This is a genomic window from Pelagicoccus enzymogenes (assembly GCF_014803405.1).
GTDB lineage: Bacteria > Verrucomicrobiota > Verrucomicrobiia > Opitutales > Opitutaceae > Pelagicoccus > Pelagicoccus enzymogenes.
On record NZ_JACYFG010000051.1, the window covers coordinates 86,077 to 102,609 of the forward strand.

The following is a 16,533-nucleotide window of genomic DNA, read 5'->3' on the forward strand; positions in this document are numbered from 1 at the left end:
CAATTTGGGATATCTACAACTCCGCTACTTTGTGTAGACTGTGATCGTTTCCCAGTTAGGTTCACCGCATGCCCCACTCTCCATCCAATACGATTGGCCTCGCTCCTGCCGCTTTTTGGGCTTTGCTCATCTGGAGCTTTATTGGCCTAACTCCCTTGGCGAAGGGGCAAGTGGAGCTCGAGGGCACAACTTGGGCCCAGCGCTTGTTGCGAAGTTTTTCCAGCGATTGGAACGAATTGAGTTCGGAACGGGAAAGTTTGCCCGGTGAGCTGGTCGGTCTGCCTGAAGTACCGACTGCCTATCAGGGCGGATCTGGAGGAATGTTTGGTATGTGGTACGTGGATACTGAGAACAAACCTTTGAAGTCTCTCAGTATTCGCGTCATGTGGGACGAGGCAGAGTGGATCGATTTTGTCTCGCTGGTGCCCGCCCGAAGCGCAGCCTCGCAAGGGGGTGAATGGGAGTATGGGGTTCCCGAGTCCTTCGAAATCGAGTTGCTGGACCGAAATGGGGACGCGATTGCAACGATCGCGCAGGAAGAAGGCGCGAATCGCAGGCTAGTGCGGCGCGGATTCCCTTTCACCTATTCACTGGACGCGCCTGTGAAAGCCCATGGAGCATTGGTTCGCAGTCGGGGTATTTCAAGGCGAATGGTAGCCGGTGAAACCCGATTCTATCTAGCCTGGGCGGAGCTGTTTGCTTTTGCGGGAGAATATAATGTTGCTGAAGGGGCAACGGTTGAGTTGGTTGAGGATCGTCCCACCTACGAGACATGGTATTGGAATGATCAATACTTGGTCGACAGTCAGACTCCATTGGGGTTGCCGGAGATCCCATCGAAGAATCTGCGGCATGTGGGGTGGCTCTCTCAGGCTCGCCACAGCGAGGACGACTCGATATTCGTAACTCTGGAGCTGCCGGAGGCGAAGCAAGTGAATGGGCTTAGGCTTTTTCCGGCGCGTCGCCCTGCGGGGGAGGTGATTCCCGGGTTTGCGTTGCCCCAGCGCTTTTATATGTCGGCGATAGACGAGAATGGAAAGGAAGTTCGGGTTTTGGATCGCACGAGCACGGATGCCTCCAACCCTGGGCAAAACCCGGTGACCTATCGTTTCCCGTCGGTGCGCGCTTCGAAATTTCGCTTGGAGTGTGTCAAGATTTGGAAGCGATACCCGCACTATCCAGCCTTTATTGCTTTCAGCGAAGTGCAGTTGCTGGAGGGAGAGACCTGTCTGAGCAAGGGAGCGAAGGTTCGAACCTCGGATGGAGAGACGGAACTCGCTTCGGTAGGCAATTTGTTCTGGAGTCCGAGGGGACTGACCAATGGGGCCGGCCCGAGCGGTGCTTTAGTCGCTCGTCGAGAATGGCTGGAGCTTTTGCAACGACGCAACGAAGTGGAAACCCGCATGCGTTACTTGGAACTGCGCATGGGTGCCATGGAGCATCGCTGGGAAGCTGTTGTCCTGTATTCAGTTAGTGGGTTCGGCGTTATTGCTCTCGTTTTTCTTATTGTGCTGCCTATTCGCTATCGTCGTATCCAAAAAACGATGCTTAGCGATCTCCGCCACCGGATTGCGAACGATTTGCACGACGAAGTGGGGGCGAACTTGAGCAGCATTGCAGGTACCTCCGAGCTTTTGGAGGAAATGACTGGAGACTCGTCTCCCAAGCAACGGGAGTTGATGGCCGACATTCGGCGCACGGCCCGAAAGACGGCGCAGGAAACGCGACGATTGATAGGCTTTCTCGAAAGGCGAGAACTGGAAGGCAGTGTCGAGGAGCACTTGCGGCAGGCTGCCCGGACGATGCTCAAGGGAATCGACTACCGATTCGAGGAGGGAGAATGGGAGGCATTCGAATCTTGGCCGCAGCGGCGCAAGTGGGACCTGCTGTTGTTCTTCAAGGAAGTGCTGCATAACATCGTCAAGCACTCCGCGGCGCGATCGGTAAGTATTGAAATCAAAGACCTCGGCAAGGCCGGCTTGCTCTTGAGGGTGGTGGACGACGGAAAAGGAATTTCCGGAGGGCGAATGCCGCGTCATCTGAAGGAGCGCTCCAAACGCTTGCGGGCGCTGCTTTCTATTTCCAGCCGAAAGGGTGGGGGGACGGAAGTGCGATTGACGATTCCGAGGAAGAAACAATTTTTATGGATACTGAAATAAGCATTGTCGTTATAGAGGACAACGAGGCGTACAGTAAAACCCTGCTCGACACTATTGAATTGAGTGAAGGCATGGTATGCATCGGAAATTACAATACGGCCGAGTCCTGCTTGAGGGAACTCGAAAAGGATAAAGGCCAGAAACCGAGCATCCTGTTGCTGGATCTGAACCTTCCGGGGCAAAACGGATTGACCATGCTTCCTCAGCTTCTCATGGCTTCCCCAGATACGGAAGTGATCATTCTGACGCAGAATGACGACTATCACCTCGTTTTGGAAGCGATTCGCCTCGGAGCCAGCGGCTATCTGCTGAAAGGCGGAACCATCGCGGGAATACGCAATACGATTCGTGAGGTCGCGGCAGGAGCCAGCGTGATAGACGCTCAGCTCTCGCGCATTGTCTTGAACAGCCTTAGTTCCGGCGAGAAATCGGAAGACAATCCGCTCAGTCCGAGGGAGATGGAGGTGCTTGCCCTCCTGGCCCAAGGATACGCGAAGAAGGAGGTCGCGGATTCGCTAGGTCTGAGCTACCATGCGGTTGCCCTTTACGTGCGCAACATCTTCAAAAAGCTCGGTACGCCTAACATTGCCGCAGCTATAGCGACCGCGATCCGGCGTAATTTTATCTGAGTCACAGCGATGCAGTTTTCGGCAAAGCGAGCGATTGCTCCGGTCTATACTCATTTTGGCATATTGTTAGAAAGGGGGAATTGGATGTAGAGTGTTGGCGTTCGAGAGCGATTTCTTTGATGCTCTACCACCCCAACCCCCCATCACTCACTATGATAAGCCCTACAAACTTGCGCGGACTTGTGAACGTCCCCAACGCGACGGACCGTCGCCAATCAAAGCTGCCTGCTGTAATGAAGCTGGCTTGCGCGAGCTCCGTCTTCGCTTTTTCCCCCAGCCTTTTCTCTCAATCGGAGAATACAGGGGGAAGCGAAGAGACAGAAGTATTCGAGCTATCCCCCTTCGTAATCGACGCTAAGAACGATTCCGGCTACTACGCCGAGAGCACGCTTTCCGGTACTCGCTTGAGCAGTTCGGTGAATGACTTGGCCTCGGCTCAGTCCGTGCTGACCAAAGAGTTCTTGGACGATATCGCTGCCACCAGTTTCGAGGACGCCATGAAGTTCGCGCCCAACACTGGTTCTGATACAGGAGGTATCTCGGACGATCCGTTAGGAAACCGTGGCCTTTTCTTCAACTCGTATCGAGTTCGTGGATTCAGACTCGACGAAGGATTGACCACGGATTTTCTGTTTTCGGCGATTCCAGGTGACGTCTATAACGTGCAGCGCATTTCTATGTCGCGCGGTCCAAACTCCATTCTATTCGGGCTTGGAAGCCCTGGCGGCAATTCGAACCAAGTGAGCAAGCGTGCGATGTTCGACGACCGCTCTTCCATCCAAGTTCGTTTCGACAGTGACAACAGCCGTCGAGGCGTGCTTGACGTGAACCGCGTGCTCATTGACAAGAAGCTTGCCATTCGTGCAGCCACGGTCGTGGAGGAATCTTTCACCCATCGCAAACCAAGTGGGCGAGAGCAGTATCGCTACTACTTGAACGCAGTCTACAAGCCCTTCGAGAAGACAACGATGCGTGCCTTGTGGGAGACCGGTGAGATTGACCAGATGAATGTGCGTCCATGGACCACTACCGACTACTTCTCGCTTTGGGAAGAGGCTGGCCAGCCTTCGGTGACTGAACCTGCGTCTGTGGCGACTCCCAATCCCGAGCCTGGACTAGACCGTTTGACGAATGGCAATTATGCGCTCGTCATAGACGGCATCGATCCGATGAACTGGCGTCGCATGGGGCGCAGCCAATTGCCAGATCGTGAGTTCCGTAATGCGCAAGGGCTCGCTTCTATCACAGCTGACAGTGAGCTGCCTCTTTATATCAATCCTGTTGGAGGAGGCCAGTCGGTGGATATCGACTTCAGCAATACAGCTTTCTTCTTCGAGCAGAAGCTCGCCAAAAACTGGCACCTTGAGCTCGTTTATAACAAGCAGAACGTAACGCGTAATGTATGGAACACGTTGGGAGCGAACTTCGACAAAGTCTTCGTCGATCCGAATGAAGTGCTGCCGAACGGAGATCCGAATCCGAACTTCGGCGAGAAATATGTAGAGGCGGTTGCATCGACCCGGTTCCTAGTGGATTGGGGTGTGGAGACCATGCGCGCTACGACCTCTTACGAGTTCGATCTGTCCGAACAGTTTGGTAACTTCGGCGAGCGTTTCCTTGGCAAGACGCGTATGGCTGGCTTGTGGGAGGAACGCGAAACGCAAGGCTACCGTCCGATCTTCCGATTACACGATACGAGCGGTACCTTTAACGCGGACCCGTTCGCCGGATTTAATCGCGTGAAGCATCGCTTCTACATTGATCCAGAAAATGGCGTCTACGGCGCTCCCAAATTTGCGGATAACTATCCTATCGTGTGGGGCGCGGAAGACATGGCCTCGAACTATCCGACTCCAGCTGAAAACGGCCTCGGGCTCGCTTGGATGCCCGCTCAAGATTTGCCTCAGCTGCACACCAACGAGCGACTCACTTCCAACATGATCGCCATGCAGAGCTATTTCTGGAAAGATCGTTTGATCGGGATCTTCGGCTGGCGTGATGACACGCTCCGTCTGTGGGACGGACCAGCTAGCGAATATGAACGCGTCAACAAGTTCTTCGCAGACATAAGTACCTTCGATCCAAAGGAACGTTGGTCCGAATTCGCTGCTGATATTGACGGCAGCACTCGTACTCGAGGCCTCGTCTTCCGTCCGCATCGCGACGTGTCATTGTATTTCAACGACTCTAGCAGCTTCCGTCCGGTCACGGCAGGATTCGTCGATATTCGTGGAAACCGTTTGGAGAATGAATCCGGTAAAGGTCAGGACTACGGTGTGCGTTGGACCATGCTCGACGGCAAGGCTCACCTGAACATCAACTGGTTCGAGACCGAGCTAGAGGGAGAGCGTACCGGACAGGTGAGCGGCGCCACTGGCATTGGAATACGTGGTCGAGTGGACTCTCTATGGACAATCCTGGCCGAGCAGGTTGCGGGACCGAACGATCCAGACTATCTAGCAGCTCCTTACCGCTCGCAAGGAAACTGGGCCGACTACGCGGATACCGCATCCGAAGGCGTGGAGATAAGCTTCACCGCGAATCCAACTAAAGAGTGGAGACTGCACTTCAATCTCAGCCGTCAAGAGAATTACCGATCTGTATTCGGAACTCAAGCACAGGCCTACCTCGACGAGTTTATCCCATTTTGGGATAGTAACGATGATTGGAAGGAGCTCGTCCGTGATCCGGATGCAGCTGATACCACGACCCAATCCACCTTCGGCGAAATGCTTCAAGAGCTTAAGGACGCTCGTTCCCGTCTCGACTCCTTGGAAGGTGCTCAGGATGGACGTCGCCCCGAGTGGTCCTTCAACATGTCCACCGCGTATCGATTCACGGATGGACGCCTGAAAGGCTTCACGCTAGGAGGTAACGCTCGCTGGCGTGACGCGGCGGTGATCGGTTATCCAGTCGGTGACTTCGGTCAATTCCTAGTGGAGCAGCCTTTTATGGGCGAGGACAGCACCAACGTGGGCGTTTTCGGCCGCTATGCGACGAAGGTGTTCAACGACAAGGCAAGTTGGGTGATCCAGCTGAACATCAACAACGTGCTTGATGATGACGACTTGATCCCGTTCGAAGCGGTGGACAATGGCAATGGCGAGTTTATTTCGCGTTGGTCGCTCCCGCGTGGCAGAACCTTTATCCTGTCAAACACCCTGACTTTCTAAGGACTGGTCGCGACCGTAAGTGTCCTCCTTTGATTCTCTAACTTAGCAGCAGCGTCAACGTAGTCGAAAGACGCTGCTGCTTTCTATTACTCACGCACCCCGCAGGGGCTGCGTACCTCTCTGTGCACGGAGCCAGGGCGCTCCGCCTTTTATTTTATCCCCAAAGATTCTTATGTACCTCTATTCAAGAAAATTGCTAACACCCCTGCTTCCATTACTGTGTGTACTAACTACGCTAGGAGCAGCTCAGACCTATCCGGTCCAGTTGAACCCAAGCGGAAATCAATTGTCGATAGCTGCGAATCCGGATGGCAGCTACGATATTCAGACCGAAGGACTCGACCCATGGATCGGCTCGCGCGATCTTGATGCTATTTATGATCCCGGAGTCGTTTTCGTTCTAGAATTTGAATACATTTGCGTGACGGGGCTAGATGATCTTCAGATCTTCTACAAGACAGCGAATACGGGATTCTCTCCTGCGCGACGAGCGCTTCTTGGCCCGCTTCCGGCTTCCAGCGAGTTTCGGAAGTACGCGGTGGAAATGGATGTGCAGGCACCGGTATGGGATGCTGTGTACAACAAGTTTCGCTTCGATTTTGGGCGCTTGCCCGGGCGATCGATTACGGTCAGGAACATTGTGCTTCGCTCCTTGACACCAGAAGAGCAAGCGGCTCGACTGCCGAAGGAGACGGTGGCGATTGAGTTGAATGCTGGTTCCACAAGCGGGGGACTCACTGCATCCGTTCTCGCCGACGGTAGCTATCGATTGGATACAGAAGGAAACGACCCTTGGGTCGGTAGCGTACCTGTTTCGGACAGCTATGATCCGGAAGTTAGCTATATCATCGAGTTTGAGTACAAGACAGATTTCGCCTACAACCAGCTCGAAGTTTTCTACGGGCCGGTTAACCCTGCACGCCGCTTCGACGCGCCTGGATTTGAACCGAGCTTCGAATGGACGTCCTATGCAATCAACACGCGATTGTTCACGGATGGGTTCGCTGAAAACGATTGGAGGAGCTTTCGCTTCGATTTTGGAAAACAGGAAGGTGATGATGGCGCGAAAACCGTATTTGTAAGGAACATCCGAATACGAAAACCTACCGAAGAAGAGAAGCAGATAGAGCTTTCGAGCGACAAGATTCGCAGTCGCGAGCTCAACCAAGCGCTGCTCGACTTCGTGGGAAATACCTTCGAGAACGCGATTGACTCCGTATCAGTGGACTCTGATTCGGTCAGGATCGAAGGCGTTGTTCCGAATAACGGTGGAGATCTGAAGCTGGTAGAAGTGCCCGTCGAGAGCTCGTTCTACGACGGCGGATTATTTGATGTAGTCGCCACTATCGAGCCAGGCGACAGCATGTTCGACATATCCTTACCGCGGTTTGTTGCTGCTGAGGATCGGTATCTCGATCGTATCTACTCCCGTTGGGCGATCGCTTCCGGTGACCCGGAGGAAGGGTTAACAATCGTCTCTGATCCGTTTTGGGCTAGCGACGTTTCTGCAGCGGCTCAATGGAATTTGGAAGAGGAGAAAGCGATCAGTCTGAAAGGCATGGATGGCTTGACATCCGCTACCTTCGGCAACTTCGGAGATCTGACGGAGCTGGGGTCGCATAGCATGAAAATCAACGTGCTGTTAAACGGAGTGCTTAGTTTAGCTCCGACAGATCTCGTACACGAGTTCAATGGGAAGGAGTATTACATGAAGCGCGGGTCCGTGGAAAATTTGGATCGAAGTGTCCGTGCCTGTTATGAAAGCGATCAGACAGTCGGTTTCGTTCTGTTGGTACCGTTGGGGATTGGAGACGAAGAGCTGCGAGAAGTGTTGGTGCACCCTGATGCGTCGCTCGGTTTGTACTCTATGGCAAACATGGCGACCGAGGACGGGGTAGAGCATTATGCGGCGATCATCGACTTTCTTGCTCAACGTTACTTGAGGCCGGATGCGGCGAATGGACGAGTCGCGTATTGGATTGTTCACAATGAGGTCAATGCCCACAGCTCTTGGACTCACGCTGGTCTGAAGCCGGCTGCACTATATACCGATATATACCAAAAGTCGATGCGGATGGTTTACTACACGGCTCGCAAATATGATCCCACCGCAAAGGTTTTTGCGACTTTCACGAACGATTGGAACGAGAAGCCAGGGAATGGAAAGGAGAGCGAATTCCTCTCCACTGAAATCCTAGCTTTCCTAAACCTGTTCAGCGATCGGCAAGGAGATTTCGAATGGGGGATCGCGTGGCATTCCTATCCAGTCGGCTTGGCCAATCCCAAGGTCTGGAATGACGCGACTGCCAAGACGCCGCTTAGTTTCGAGGCTCCGGTTATTAGCCCGAGGAATTTGGAAGTGATCGATGCCTATGTTCGGCAGGAGTCCGTCCTCTACAACGGGAAGAAAGTGCGTACCGTAATCTTGTCGGAGAACGGAATGAGCTCCAACACCGACAAGAATCCTAACGCCAACGAAACAACACAGGCGGCGGGGGTCGCCTACTTTTGGAAAAAGGCGAACCGGCGGCTTCCGGCGATCGAGACGATTCATTATCACCGTTGGGTGGACAGCCCGAGCGAGGGAGGGTTGTCGTTTGGCCTCTGGACTACGGGTGACTCTGGACCGCAGAGTTTCGGGGAAAAGAAGGAAGCTTGGTATGTTTGGAAAGCGGCCGGTACTGAAGATGAGGATACGGTTTTCGATCCGTATTTGGACCTGATAGGAATCGAGGACTGGAGCGAAGTGCATTTCGATATGCCAACTGAGGTGACTCCCTATCAAGTCGATTTCAAGTTGAGTGGATGCCCGACGGATCTGGACCGCGTTTGGGTTCGCTTTAACGGTGAGCGTAAGCGACCGCAGCCTGACGGTAGTTTGGTCTTTTTCAACGTAGCCTCTCACATCGAACAACCCTACGAAATCGAAGTGAATGGAGTCGTCGTACATTCGGATTCCCTAGCGATCGACTCTTACCGGTCTCTAGAGTTCGATTTGCAAGCGCCTTACGGACTTGTCGTTGAGGGCACTGGGATAGGTACGAACGAGTTGTTTTGGGTCGATGCCAGCGACTTCGAGGATGGATACGTGGTTGAAACGCTCGGCGATTCTGGCGAGTTCGAAGTTCTTGCCGTCTTGCCAGCTGACACTGAGGAGTTTGTTCACGAAGGTGTGGAGCCGGGAAGGGAGTACTCTTATCGTGTCGCTCCAACGGCTGGTGGTCTTGTGGCTTGCCGTTCCGAGATCGCGGGGGCGGTTGCTTCCTTCATCGTAGCTGAAAGCGGAAACGACGACAGAGGTCGCTTTAGTTTAACCAATAACAGGATACGGACTAAGTTCGTTCTCACCAACTTCGCCGATTTCGACATTCCGCTTGAGGAGCTTAGCTTGCGTTATTGGTTCAGCCCCGAAGGGGCCATCATCGACTCTATGAAGAGCTTTGGCCTCGCCCGCCGCATTTCCAGCGAGAAGATCCTCACCTCTGTCGTGGAACTAGATGCCGATCGGGAAGGCTCTAGCCACTACTTGGAGATCGGTTTCGGGGAGTGTGTCGGAATAGTGCCTGCCAATGGTGGGAGCTCCCCTGAAATCTACACCAAGGTGCTGAACTTGAGCGGTCGCTCGTTGGACGAACGAAACGACTACTCTTGGCGTCCTTCGTCCACCTTGGAGCTCAATGCAAATCTTGGCGTATATTGGAATGGCGTGCTGGTATGGGGGTATGAGCCTCTTTAGCTGTCATTCAGTGAATAATACGGGAGGCGCTTCGTTTTGAAGCGCCTTCTACTTTCTAAATCGCATCGGCGATGCTTATGTGGCCGACGATCCAGAGGAATCAAAACATGAATCCATTGAAAACCACGAACTCAATGAAGGGTAGCTTGTTCCTGTTATGTGTTTGGGATAACGGGTATAATTTAAGGCGATTGCTTCGCTGAGAGAGCTCTTGGGGCTTGTGAACCAAATACTGTGTTGATCTAAGTTGAGCCGTATTGCTCCAGGGGGAGCGGAGTGGGTAAACAACATGCATTGTTCGCCTCATGGGTGGATTGTTTCTCGCCATGGCTCCAAACCATTTAGCGGTCTTTTGAAAAAGGGCGGGGCTGTGTGGTGCATCTAAAATGCTTTTGGGTATCAATTAAGCCTCAAGTCTGTGGCTTGAGGTTCTCTGTCCGCTTGTGGATAGACGGGGTGAAAGGATCCGAACCTAATATCCCGAGGCTAGGGAACCTGAGATATCTCGATTGCGACGAAGCTGTGACTGGGTAGCGGTGGGGTGCCGATTGATCGACTGCCGGCTTTGGCGGCGGTCGAGCAATCCTTGACTCCTCCAATCCGAATCTAAGGGAAACTGGAGAACGGGTTGTAGCCAAATCGAAAATACGTTTGGTATGCCTCTTTTCGTTCGCCTACCATTCGTTCATCCTGAACGGGAGGGGCAAACAACCTAAAGGAACCTGTTCAAAATCATGCGCAATGAAGCGAACGAACCTACTTTAACTGACTCTAGCCGGCTGAAAGCCGCCCACAGCTTTTTCATGTCCGAATTTGCCGAGGCAAGCATTGTCCATGCTCAATCTCGTCGAAGACGAATCATACCGAAACTGCGAGGAATACCTCAGACTCGAGCTTTCCTGCCTCGTTCATCTGAAACGGCACGGCGAAGTCGACCTGCTCGCTAGGAGCTTGATCGAATAGCGCGCTCTCATCTTCCGAGTTCCTTGGATTGCACGTTCAGCAAATCCGCTTAAAGCAAATTGGCTTAAAACGGATCTGCTTAATCATTCAATTTGTGGTGGAGCTAATTTGTAGGCGGAGTTAGAGAATTCCCTGATGCACTGTCGCTCATGACTCTGCGTTCGTCCCTCAATCTAAGACTTAGTTTCGAAGTTTGACTAGGCTGGACGCCTAGTCGGTCAGCAAAAGGGATGGGCAGCTATTCCTCAACGTTTGATCGACTGCCGGCTTTGCCGGCGGTCGACCAATCCTTGACGCCTTTAATCCGAATCTAAGGGAAACTGGAGATCGGGTTGTAGCCAGAACGCAAATACGTTTGGCAGGCCTCTCTTCGGTTGCCTGCCTTTCGTTTATCCTGAACGGGGGGACAATAATCCACATGAGATCCATCCAATAGAATGCATTACGAAACGAATGAAAATAAGCACCCGCGTGTCACCGACTCGAACCGACTAAAAACTGCTCATAGCCTTTTTGCTTCAGGTCTAGCGGAAGAGGCTCTGTCCATGCTCAATCTCGTCGAAGGGGAATCCTACCGAAGCTGCGAAGAATTCCACAGGTTGGAGCTTTCCTGCCTTGTCTGCCTGAAACGCCACGGAGAAGTCGATAGGCTCGCGAGGGCCTTGATCGAGAAGCACGGTCACATTTTTCAAGCTCCTTGGATTGCCCTGATCGCGGCCCTGCAAGGGGGCGGCAAGGAAGAAGAAGCGGATGCAGTCTTCTGGGAAACCTTGAGCTACTGGCCGAACGATCCGAGGCTCGTGCACGCCGCGAATGCCTCGGGCGGCACTAGCAATTAGTTTAACCCGTCAGGGCCTTGGCGAGAATCGAATCGTGCTTCGAGTGCGAAGCTTTTGAAGAGCCTGAAGGGAACATGGCAGTGGACGCTGTGGAAGGCCTGGCCGTTCGGCATGATCGTCCTCTGGGGTTTCTCGGCGCGCCAGAAGTACCAAAAGTTCCAGTTAGCCTGATAGAAGCGCTTGAAGGCGGGGAAGGGAATCGCGACCACTCTCCCTGTGGTCTTGAATACCCAGACGAGGTAGTCGGTTCTTTGGTTTTCGTATCCTCGTATTCCGCGTTCCGCTACGCTTAGAAGTTCTATCGTCAGATCGTCCATGCCCCATTGGCGAGGGTCGGTATCGCGAAACTTTAAGTCTACATGGATATCTCGATCTCGCAGGTGGATTCGGACGTCGCTTCCAAGCAGGTCGAGCTCCTTACCGCTTTGGGAATAGGTAAGGAATCCTGGGAAGAGCTTCGCGAAGGCTTGCTCGAGTGGGACGGATTTCGTGTCGCGGAAAGATTTCGCTAGGGATTCTTCGAATAGCTTGGGCATGTCCCAAAATTAGATGCTCCGAACAAGGCTTACAATCTTAAATGTTCCGAATTATGGATACGAAAAATTTACATTCCGTGTCGGTTGGAGCGCAGGCTAAAAAAAATAACTGATTTAATTACGCGGTGAATGTTCCCCGCTGCGTTGAAGGTCCCACCAAGTCGGTGGGGCCTTTTTTATTGGGAACTATCAATGAAAAGATATTATGAAAAACACAAAAGTCATCACCAAAGAAAGTATAGCAGACGTGAAGAAGCAGGCGCCGATTGTCGACCTTATCGACAGCGACGTTGGCCTCGACGACGTCGGTGGCTATTTTGCCGGACCAAGCCCTTTTCTGCCCTCGATGAGCAGGTCGCTTTGCGTGAACGCGGAAGCCGGCCGTTTTCGCTGCGTCGCTACCGGAAAGCGCGGGGACAGCATCGACTACATGAGGCTTCGCTTCCGCATGGGCTTTGTCGAGGCGGTCGAAGCTCTGGCGGAGCGTTACGAGATCGAAATCCACTACGAAAATGAGAAGAAAGCGCTGGAGCCTATTCCGCAGTTCGAGCTTCCGATGTCGTTCGTCGAGTCGGGCTACCGGTCCAGGTTGAACCGCCGCTCTGCGTAAGGCAGTTGATGAGCAAGCGAGCTTAGCCCGGGAGCCTATGTAAGCTCCCGGGGTTAGTCCTGTAACCTTTCTATAGAAAGTATATCGAATAAAATGAAAGAGAACAAAGATGGAAGAAACCGCTTTCCTGATTGGTTTCAGCGTTTGAAGTACAAGTCGAAGGGGGAGCCCCATTTTCGTCTTCAAGACCTGGAGGAAGTCCTTCCGGAGGCGGATTGGAAGCGATTCGAGAAATGGATCGATCGTCAAACGGTACTTGTCGACGACGAGGGGCACTGCCGCGTATTTGCGTGGGACCTCCGGCGTTGGATCGACGAAGGAATGGACGAAAAGCAAGGCGACTCGACCTGGGATTGAGCAGTACCTTGCTGCAAAATCCTCTCTGTGGATGGGAGTGAAGCATGGGAGCTATTTCCATGCTCCATTCCCATCTTTTCAGTGTCGGGCAATAGGACAAGAGGGCTTACTGTCCCGGCGCTCGGCCTGAGTGGCTCCAGAGGTTGCCAATTTGCTTTCGAAAGTAGCAACGGCCGCCGCATCCCCGTCGATCTACGAACTTCATTCTGACTCTTTTCGGAAGCTGCTTTTCCGGATTCAAGTGCCTCGGCATCGATTTGGCGTTGGACCGAGCGCTTACCGTCAAATCTACTGTGCGGTGGTTTTCAAATGGAGTGGGGATTTTGAAAAGCATGAGCCAAGATTCGTCGGATCCTTAAGCGCTTCCTCCCGACGCGGTTGGCAAAGTCCATGAATGGCGAAGAAATTGTCTTTTGGCCAGAATCGGTATCGCCTGCCGCATACAGCGCGTTTCGCATTCCGACCTCGGCGCCTCAGACGCATCGCGCAATCGATGAGATTCCTCTCGAAGAACTGCAGAATGCGACCTTGGATACACTCGAAAAGTATATCAGTTTTCCACACGACGAGCTGAAGCGTGAAGTTGCCAAGCAATTCGGGATTTCAAGGCTAGGGAAAAACGTTACCAGCCGCCTGGACGAAGCGTTGGGATTGTTGAGGAATGCAGGAAAGGTCGAACAAGACGAGGAGCTTGTTAAGCTGCGTTAGGGCAGGGGGCTATTTCTTTGATTTCCACCTAGCGAGTCGTTTCTAGCACTCGTTCTTGGGGTAGAAGCTGTCCTGCTCGATCAGGTGCTCCAGCTTCGCTGGCGCTTTCTCGCTTTTTCGCCAGCGATTTTAGCCAGTCTTTCGCCAAGCTCGTTCACAACTAGCCGGAATTTGGAAGGCGCCTCGACCAAATTGTTTCGGCGCAGGAAAGCTGCCCACTGGGTTTGCTTGATCGGATCGGTCGCCAGTCTGTCTGAGAACGGCTCGGGTGGAAGCGGAAGGGGCGTTTGCCGTCTGGCGAATGTCGCCTTGATCGGCTTCTTGCAGGATTGGGGTATCGAGATCGAATCGCCGAAATAGGAACCAAAGGTCGAAGAAGTCTTTCATCCGAGTATTCGCTTCCTTGAGCGTCATGGCCGCCTCGAGCTTTTCGGCGATCACGGTGTAGACGGGATCGGCTCTGAGTTGCGGAGCGGGGAAGTCGAGTAGCGCCGGATAGGTCGCGGCGGCCGGCTCAGGGGGTACTGCATCTCCCGCCCCGACATCGATTTGAATCGAGATCCTTGCCGATCCGAGCTTAGCTATGAGCTTCATCCGGATGCCGCCAAAGGTGTTGCCTTCGCGAATCTCGCTGGCGGTGATCGAAGCTGGGTCGAAGGCTAGTCCGTCCGGCTCGACATCCGTTTGGACGATCACCTGAAACGCATTCACGAGCGCGTCCGCCTCGCTTGGCAGAAAACCGAGCAGGTCTAGGTCGCGGGTCGGGCGATTGGGGATGGCGTCCCACAGGGCGAATAGCATCGCTCCTTTGAGAAGGAATCTGTCAGAGAATTGTGGATACGGAGATTCGATACAGAAGCCGTTCTATCCCATAGCGGGTGAGAGTGAGGTTGAAGTCCTGCTTCGTTTCCTTGGCAAACCTCTGCAGGCGATCCTTAACGGATGCGGAGAGATTGGCCGTCATGCGAGCATCTCCAGGTAGGGCTGTACGACCTTTCTCACGCGGCATATGGCAGCGGCATCAGCTAGGTCGGCCAAGGTGAATTTCCGCTGCTTCCAGCCGTCTTTCATCGCTTCCACGGCGACATCGACGCCGAACTTGTTCCGGTACTTGAAGCAGTCGGCGACAGTCTTGGCAGGGGTGAAGACGTGAATGCGGCCGCCGGGCAGGTGGTGGCTCTCGACCCCGAAGTTGTGCGTTGCTGTCGAGAATTTGCAGAAGCGGATAGGCAGTTCCTCGGCGGTGCGGGGTTGGCTCGCGTCGGAGGGGAGGGCGAGCCAGACTTGAAATGGGGATTGCGTTCCGATTTCGTGAAAGCGGAGAGCGGATATGAGGCAGACCACCCCTTTGGGAAAGCGCTTGGTGGCTTCGACGAGCGATCGGTTCTGATCGCCCTCGAAGGAGTCCGAGGCATAAAGTCCCCTGGACACCTGATGGATCGTTCCCCGCTTGAGGAGGCGGCGGATGTATTCATGCGGAAATCCAGCCGTTACGAATTCCTCTGCCCGAAAAAGCCCGAGGCGCCGCGCGGCTTCGGTTGCCCGTTCGATCTTGGCGTTTATGTGACTATGTGCACCCACTAATTCCTAACTGGTGTGAAAAGCTAACATTAGCCAAGCTAAAACTCATCGTCGCAAGAACGGTCACACAGTCGCTCCGCTTTCGAAGACGAAAGATTTGGAACGGGAATCCAATTGGCGTTGGGGGTTGGGGGTAGTCTTCGGAGGTGTTGGCTTGGGAATTGGTGGACCGATTGGAGGTGTTATTGGTGCATTTGTCGGTTCGGAGCTGGGGAAGAAGTGAATAAGGGTATCGGATATGCACAATTGTGGTTCTTCTTTTAGGCAGCTCTTTCCAATGATCCCACTGGCTGTTCCTTGGCAAAGCCGTTACCTATATCGTCGGGTCATTCCGGTTTGGGAATTCAAAATGGCCTCATGAGTATCTTGCCTCGAAGCCTGACAGGGCCCATTTTGAGGAAATGGCCAAGGATTCCAAGATAGAGTGGACGCATCACACCTTCAATCCATGGTGGGGGTGTGCCAAGGTGTCGCCCGCATGCAGGAACTGCTATGCAGAAGCGTGGGCGAAACGGGTCGGCAACGACATCTGGGGAAAGGACTCAGATCGACGGTTCTTCACGGACAAACACTGGAGCGAGCCGATCAAGTGGAATCGCGAAGCAGAGTCCTGCGGCGAGCGTAGGAGGGTTTTCTGCGCGTCGATGGCCGACGTGTTCGAACGTAAGGCCGGGCTGGAACGATGGCGGGAGAGACTCTGGGCCCTTATCGAGAAGACCCCTTACCTGGACTGGCTTCTACTGACGAAGCGGCCGCAGAACATCGAGCGGATGGCTCCATGGGCTGGCGGGCTGTGGCCCGAGAACGTATGGCTGGGAACGACCGTGGAGAATCAGCATTGGGCGGAGGTCAGGCTTCCCCACCTGCTCAAACACGGAGCCAAGGTCAGGTTCCTCAGCTGCGAGCCGCTGCTTGGAGAAATAGACCTGACCAGGTGGGCCAGGGACCAGTCGCTCCACAAGATAGACTGGGTGATAGCCGGTGGGGAAAGCGGTGCCAGCTCCCGGCCGATGAATCCAGAATGGGCTCGATCCCTTCGCGACCAGGCCCGCGCCGAGGGAGTGGCGTTCCACTTCAAGCAATGGGGCCACTGGGCTCCGAAGGAGCTGCTGACCGACAAGCAGAGGAAGGTTGTGACGATCGGTGCGAACGTGATGGCGTCGGCCGGCAAGAAGGCGGCCGGTCGCGAGCTCGATGGCAGGACCTGGGACGAACTTCCGATTGCGGCGCTCGCCTAACGGC

14 protein-coding genes are annotated in these 16,533 nt (G+C 53.8%); 10 read left to right on the top strand and 4 right to left on the bottom strand.

Going from position 1 to position 16,533, the window contains the following annotated elements:
* Positions 1 to 68 precede the first annotated feature (68 nt).
* From IEN85_RS19195 to IEN85_RS19215, 6 genes are all read left to right on the top strand, one after another.
* Positions 69 to 2,159, top strand: a complete 2,091-nt coding sequence (locus IEN85_RS19195; protein ID WP_191618722.1) for a sensor histidine kinase — start codon at positions 69 to 71, stop codon at positions 2,157 to 2,159.
* The gene (locus IEN85_RS19200; protein WP_191618723.1) at positions 2,144 to 2,788 is read left to right on the top strand and encodes a response regulator; all 645 of its coding nucleotides are present in this window, start codon (positions 2,144 to 2,146) and stop codon (positions 2,786 to 2,788) included. Before IEN85_RS19195 ends, IEN85_RS19200 begins: the two co-directional genes overlap by 16 nt.
* A gap of 152 nt (positions 2,789 to 2,940) precedes the next feature.
* Entirely contained in the window at positions 2,941 to 5,961 is a 3,021-nt protein-coding gene (locus tag IEN85_RS19205) for a TonB-dependent receptor plug domain-containing protein (protein WP_191618724.1), read from the top strand.
* Between the two features lie 286 nt (positions 5,962 to 6,247).
* Positions 6,248 to 9,697, top strand: a complete 3,450-nt coding sequence (locus IEN85_RS19210; RefSeq protein WP_191618725.1) for a DUF5722 domain-containing protein — start codon at positions 6,248 to 6,250, stop codon at positions 9,695 to 9,697.
* An 834-nt stretch (positions 9,698 to 10,531) separates the two neighbouring features.
* Positions 10,532 to 10,660: a hypothetical protein gene (locus IEN85_RS24705; protein ID WP_263597556.1), complete on the top strand. Its 129-nt coding sequence runs from the start codon at positions 10,532 to 10,534 to the stop codon at positions 10,658 to 10,660.
* A 545-nt stretch (positions 10,661 to 11,205) separates the two neighbouring features.
* Positions 11,206 to 11,499 (top strand): hypothetical protein, encoded by a 294-nt coding sequence (locus IEN85_RS19215; RefSeq protein WP_191618726.1) that lies wholly within the window; start codon positions 11,206 to 11,208, stop codon positions 11,497 to 11,499.
* Here the strand turns inward: IEN85_RS19215 and IEN85_RS19220 are convergent.
* On the bottom strand, positions 11,496 to 12,035 hold the full coding sequence (locus tag IEN85_RS19220; RefSeq protein WP_191618727.1) for a hypothetical protein: 540 nt from the start codon (positions 12,033 to 12,035) through the stop codon (positions 11,496 to 11,498). The genes IEN85_RS19215 and IEN85_RS19220 overlap by 4 nt on opposite strands.
* Positions 12,036 to 12,240: 205 nt before the next feature.
* Between IEN85_RS19220 and IEN85_RS19225 the strand changes: the two genes are divergently transcribed.
* The 3 genes from IEN85_RS19225 to IEN85_RS19235 all read left to right on the top strand — a co-directional run bounded on the left by IEN85_RS19225 (position 12,241) and on the right by IEN85_RS19235 (position 13,710).
* Positions 12,241 to 12,645 (top strand): CHC2 zinc finger domain-containing protein, encoded by a 405-nt coding sequence (locus tag IEN85_RS19225; protein WP_191618728.1) that lies wholly within the window; start codon positions 12,241 to 12,243, stop codon positions 12,643 to 12,645.
* A 93-nt stretch (positions 12,646 to 12,738) separates the two neighbouring features.
* On the top strand, positions 12,739 to 13,002 hold the full coding sequence (locus tag IEN85_RS19230; RefSeq protein ID WP_191618729.1) for a hypothetical protein: 264 nt from the start codon (positions 12,739 to 12,741) through the stop codon (positions 13,000 to 13,002).
* A gap of 390 nt (positions 13,003 to 13,392) precedes the next feature.
* Positions 13,393 to 13,710 (top strand): hypothetical protein, encoded by a 318-nt coding sequence (locus IEN85_RS19235; RefSeq protein ID WP_191618730.1) that lies wholly within the window; start codon positions 13,393 to 13,395, stop codon positions 13,708 to 13,710.
* Between the two features lie 129 nt (positions 13,711 to 13,839).
* Here the strand turns inward: IEN85_RS19235 and IEN85_RS19240 are convergent, their stop codons facing one another.
* The 3 genes from IEN85_RS19240 to IEN85_RS19250 are packed head-to-tail and all read right to left on the bottom strand — an operon-like array spanning position 13,840 to position 15,291.
* A complete protein-coding gene (locus tag IEN85_RS19240; RefSeq protein ID WP_224772743.1) occupies positions 13,840 to 14,511 on the bottom strand; it encodes a nucleotidyl transferase AbiEii/AbiGii toxin family protein in 672 nt (223 codons plus the stop codon).
* Between the two features lie 22 nt (positions 14,512 to 14,533).
* Positions 14,534 to 14,674 (bottom strand): hypothetical protein, encoded by a 141-nt coding sequence (locus IEN85_RS19245; RefSeq protein ID WP_191618731.1) that lies wholly within the window; start codon positions 14,672 to 14,674, stop codon positions 14,534 to 14,536.
* The gene (locus tag IEN85_RS19250) at positions 14,671 to 15,291 is read right to left on the bottom strand and encodes a type IV toxin-antitoxin system AbiEi family antitoxin domain-containing protein (protein WP_191618732.1); all 621 of its coding nucleotides are present in this window, start codon (positions 15,289 to 15,291) and stop codon (positions 14,671 to 14,673) included. The genes IEN85_RS19245 and IEN85_RS19250 overlap by 4 nt, the downstream gene beginning before the upstream one ends.
* Positions 15,292 to 15,692: 401 nt before the next feature.
* Between IEN85_RS19250 and IEN85_RS19255 the strand changes: the two genes are divergently transcribed.
* Complete coding sequence (locus IEN85_RS19255; RefSeq protein ID WP_191618733.1) at positions 15,693 to 16,529, top strand: DUF5131 family protein; 837 nt, start codon at positions 15,693 to 15,695, stop codon at positions 16,527 to 16,529.
* The last annotated feature ends 4 nt before the right edge of the window (positions 16,530 to 16,533 follow it).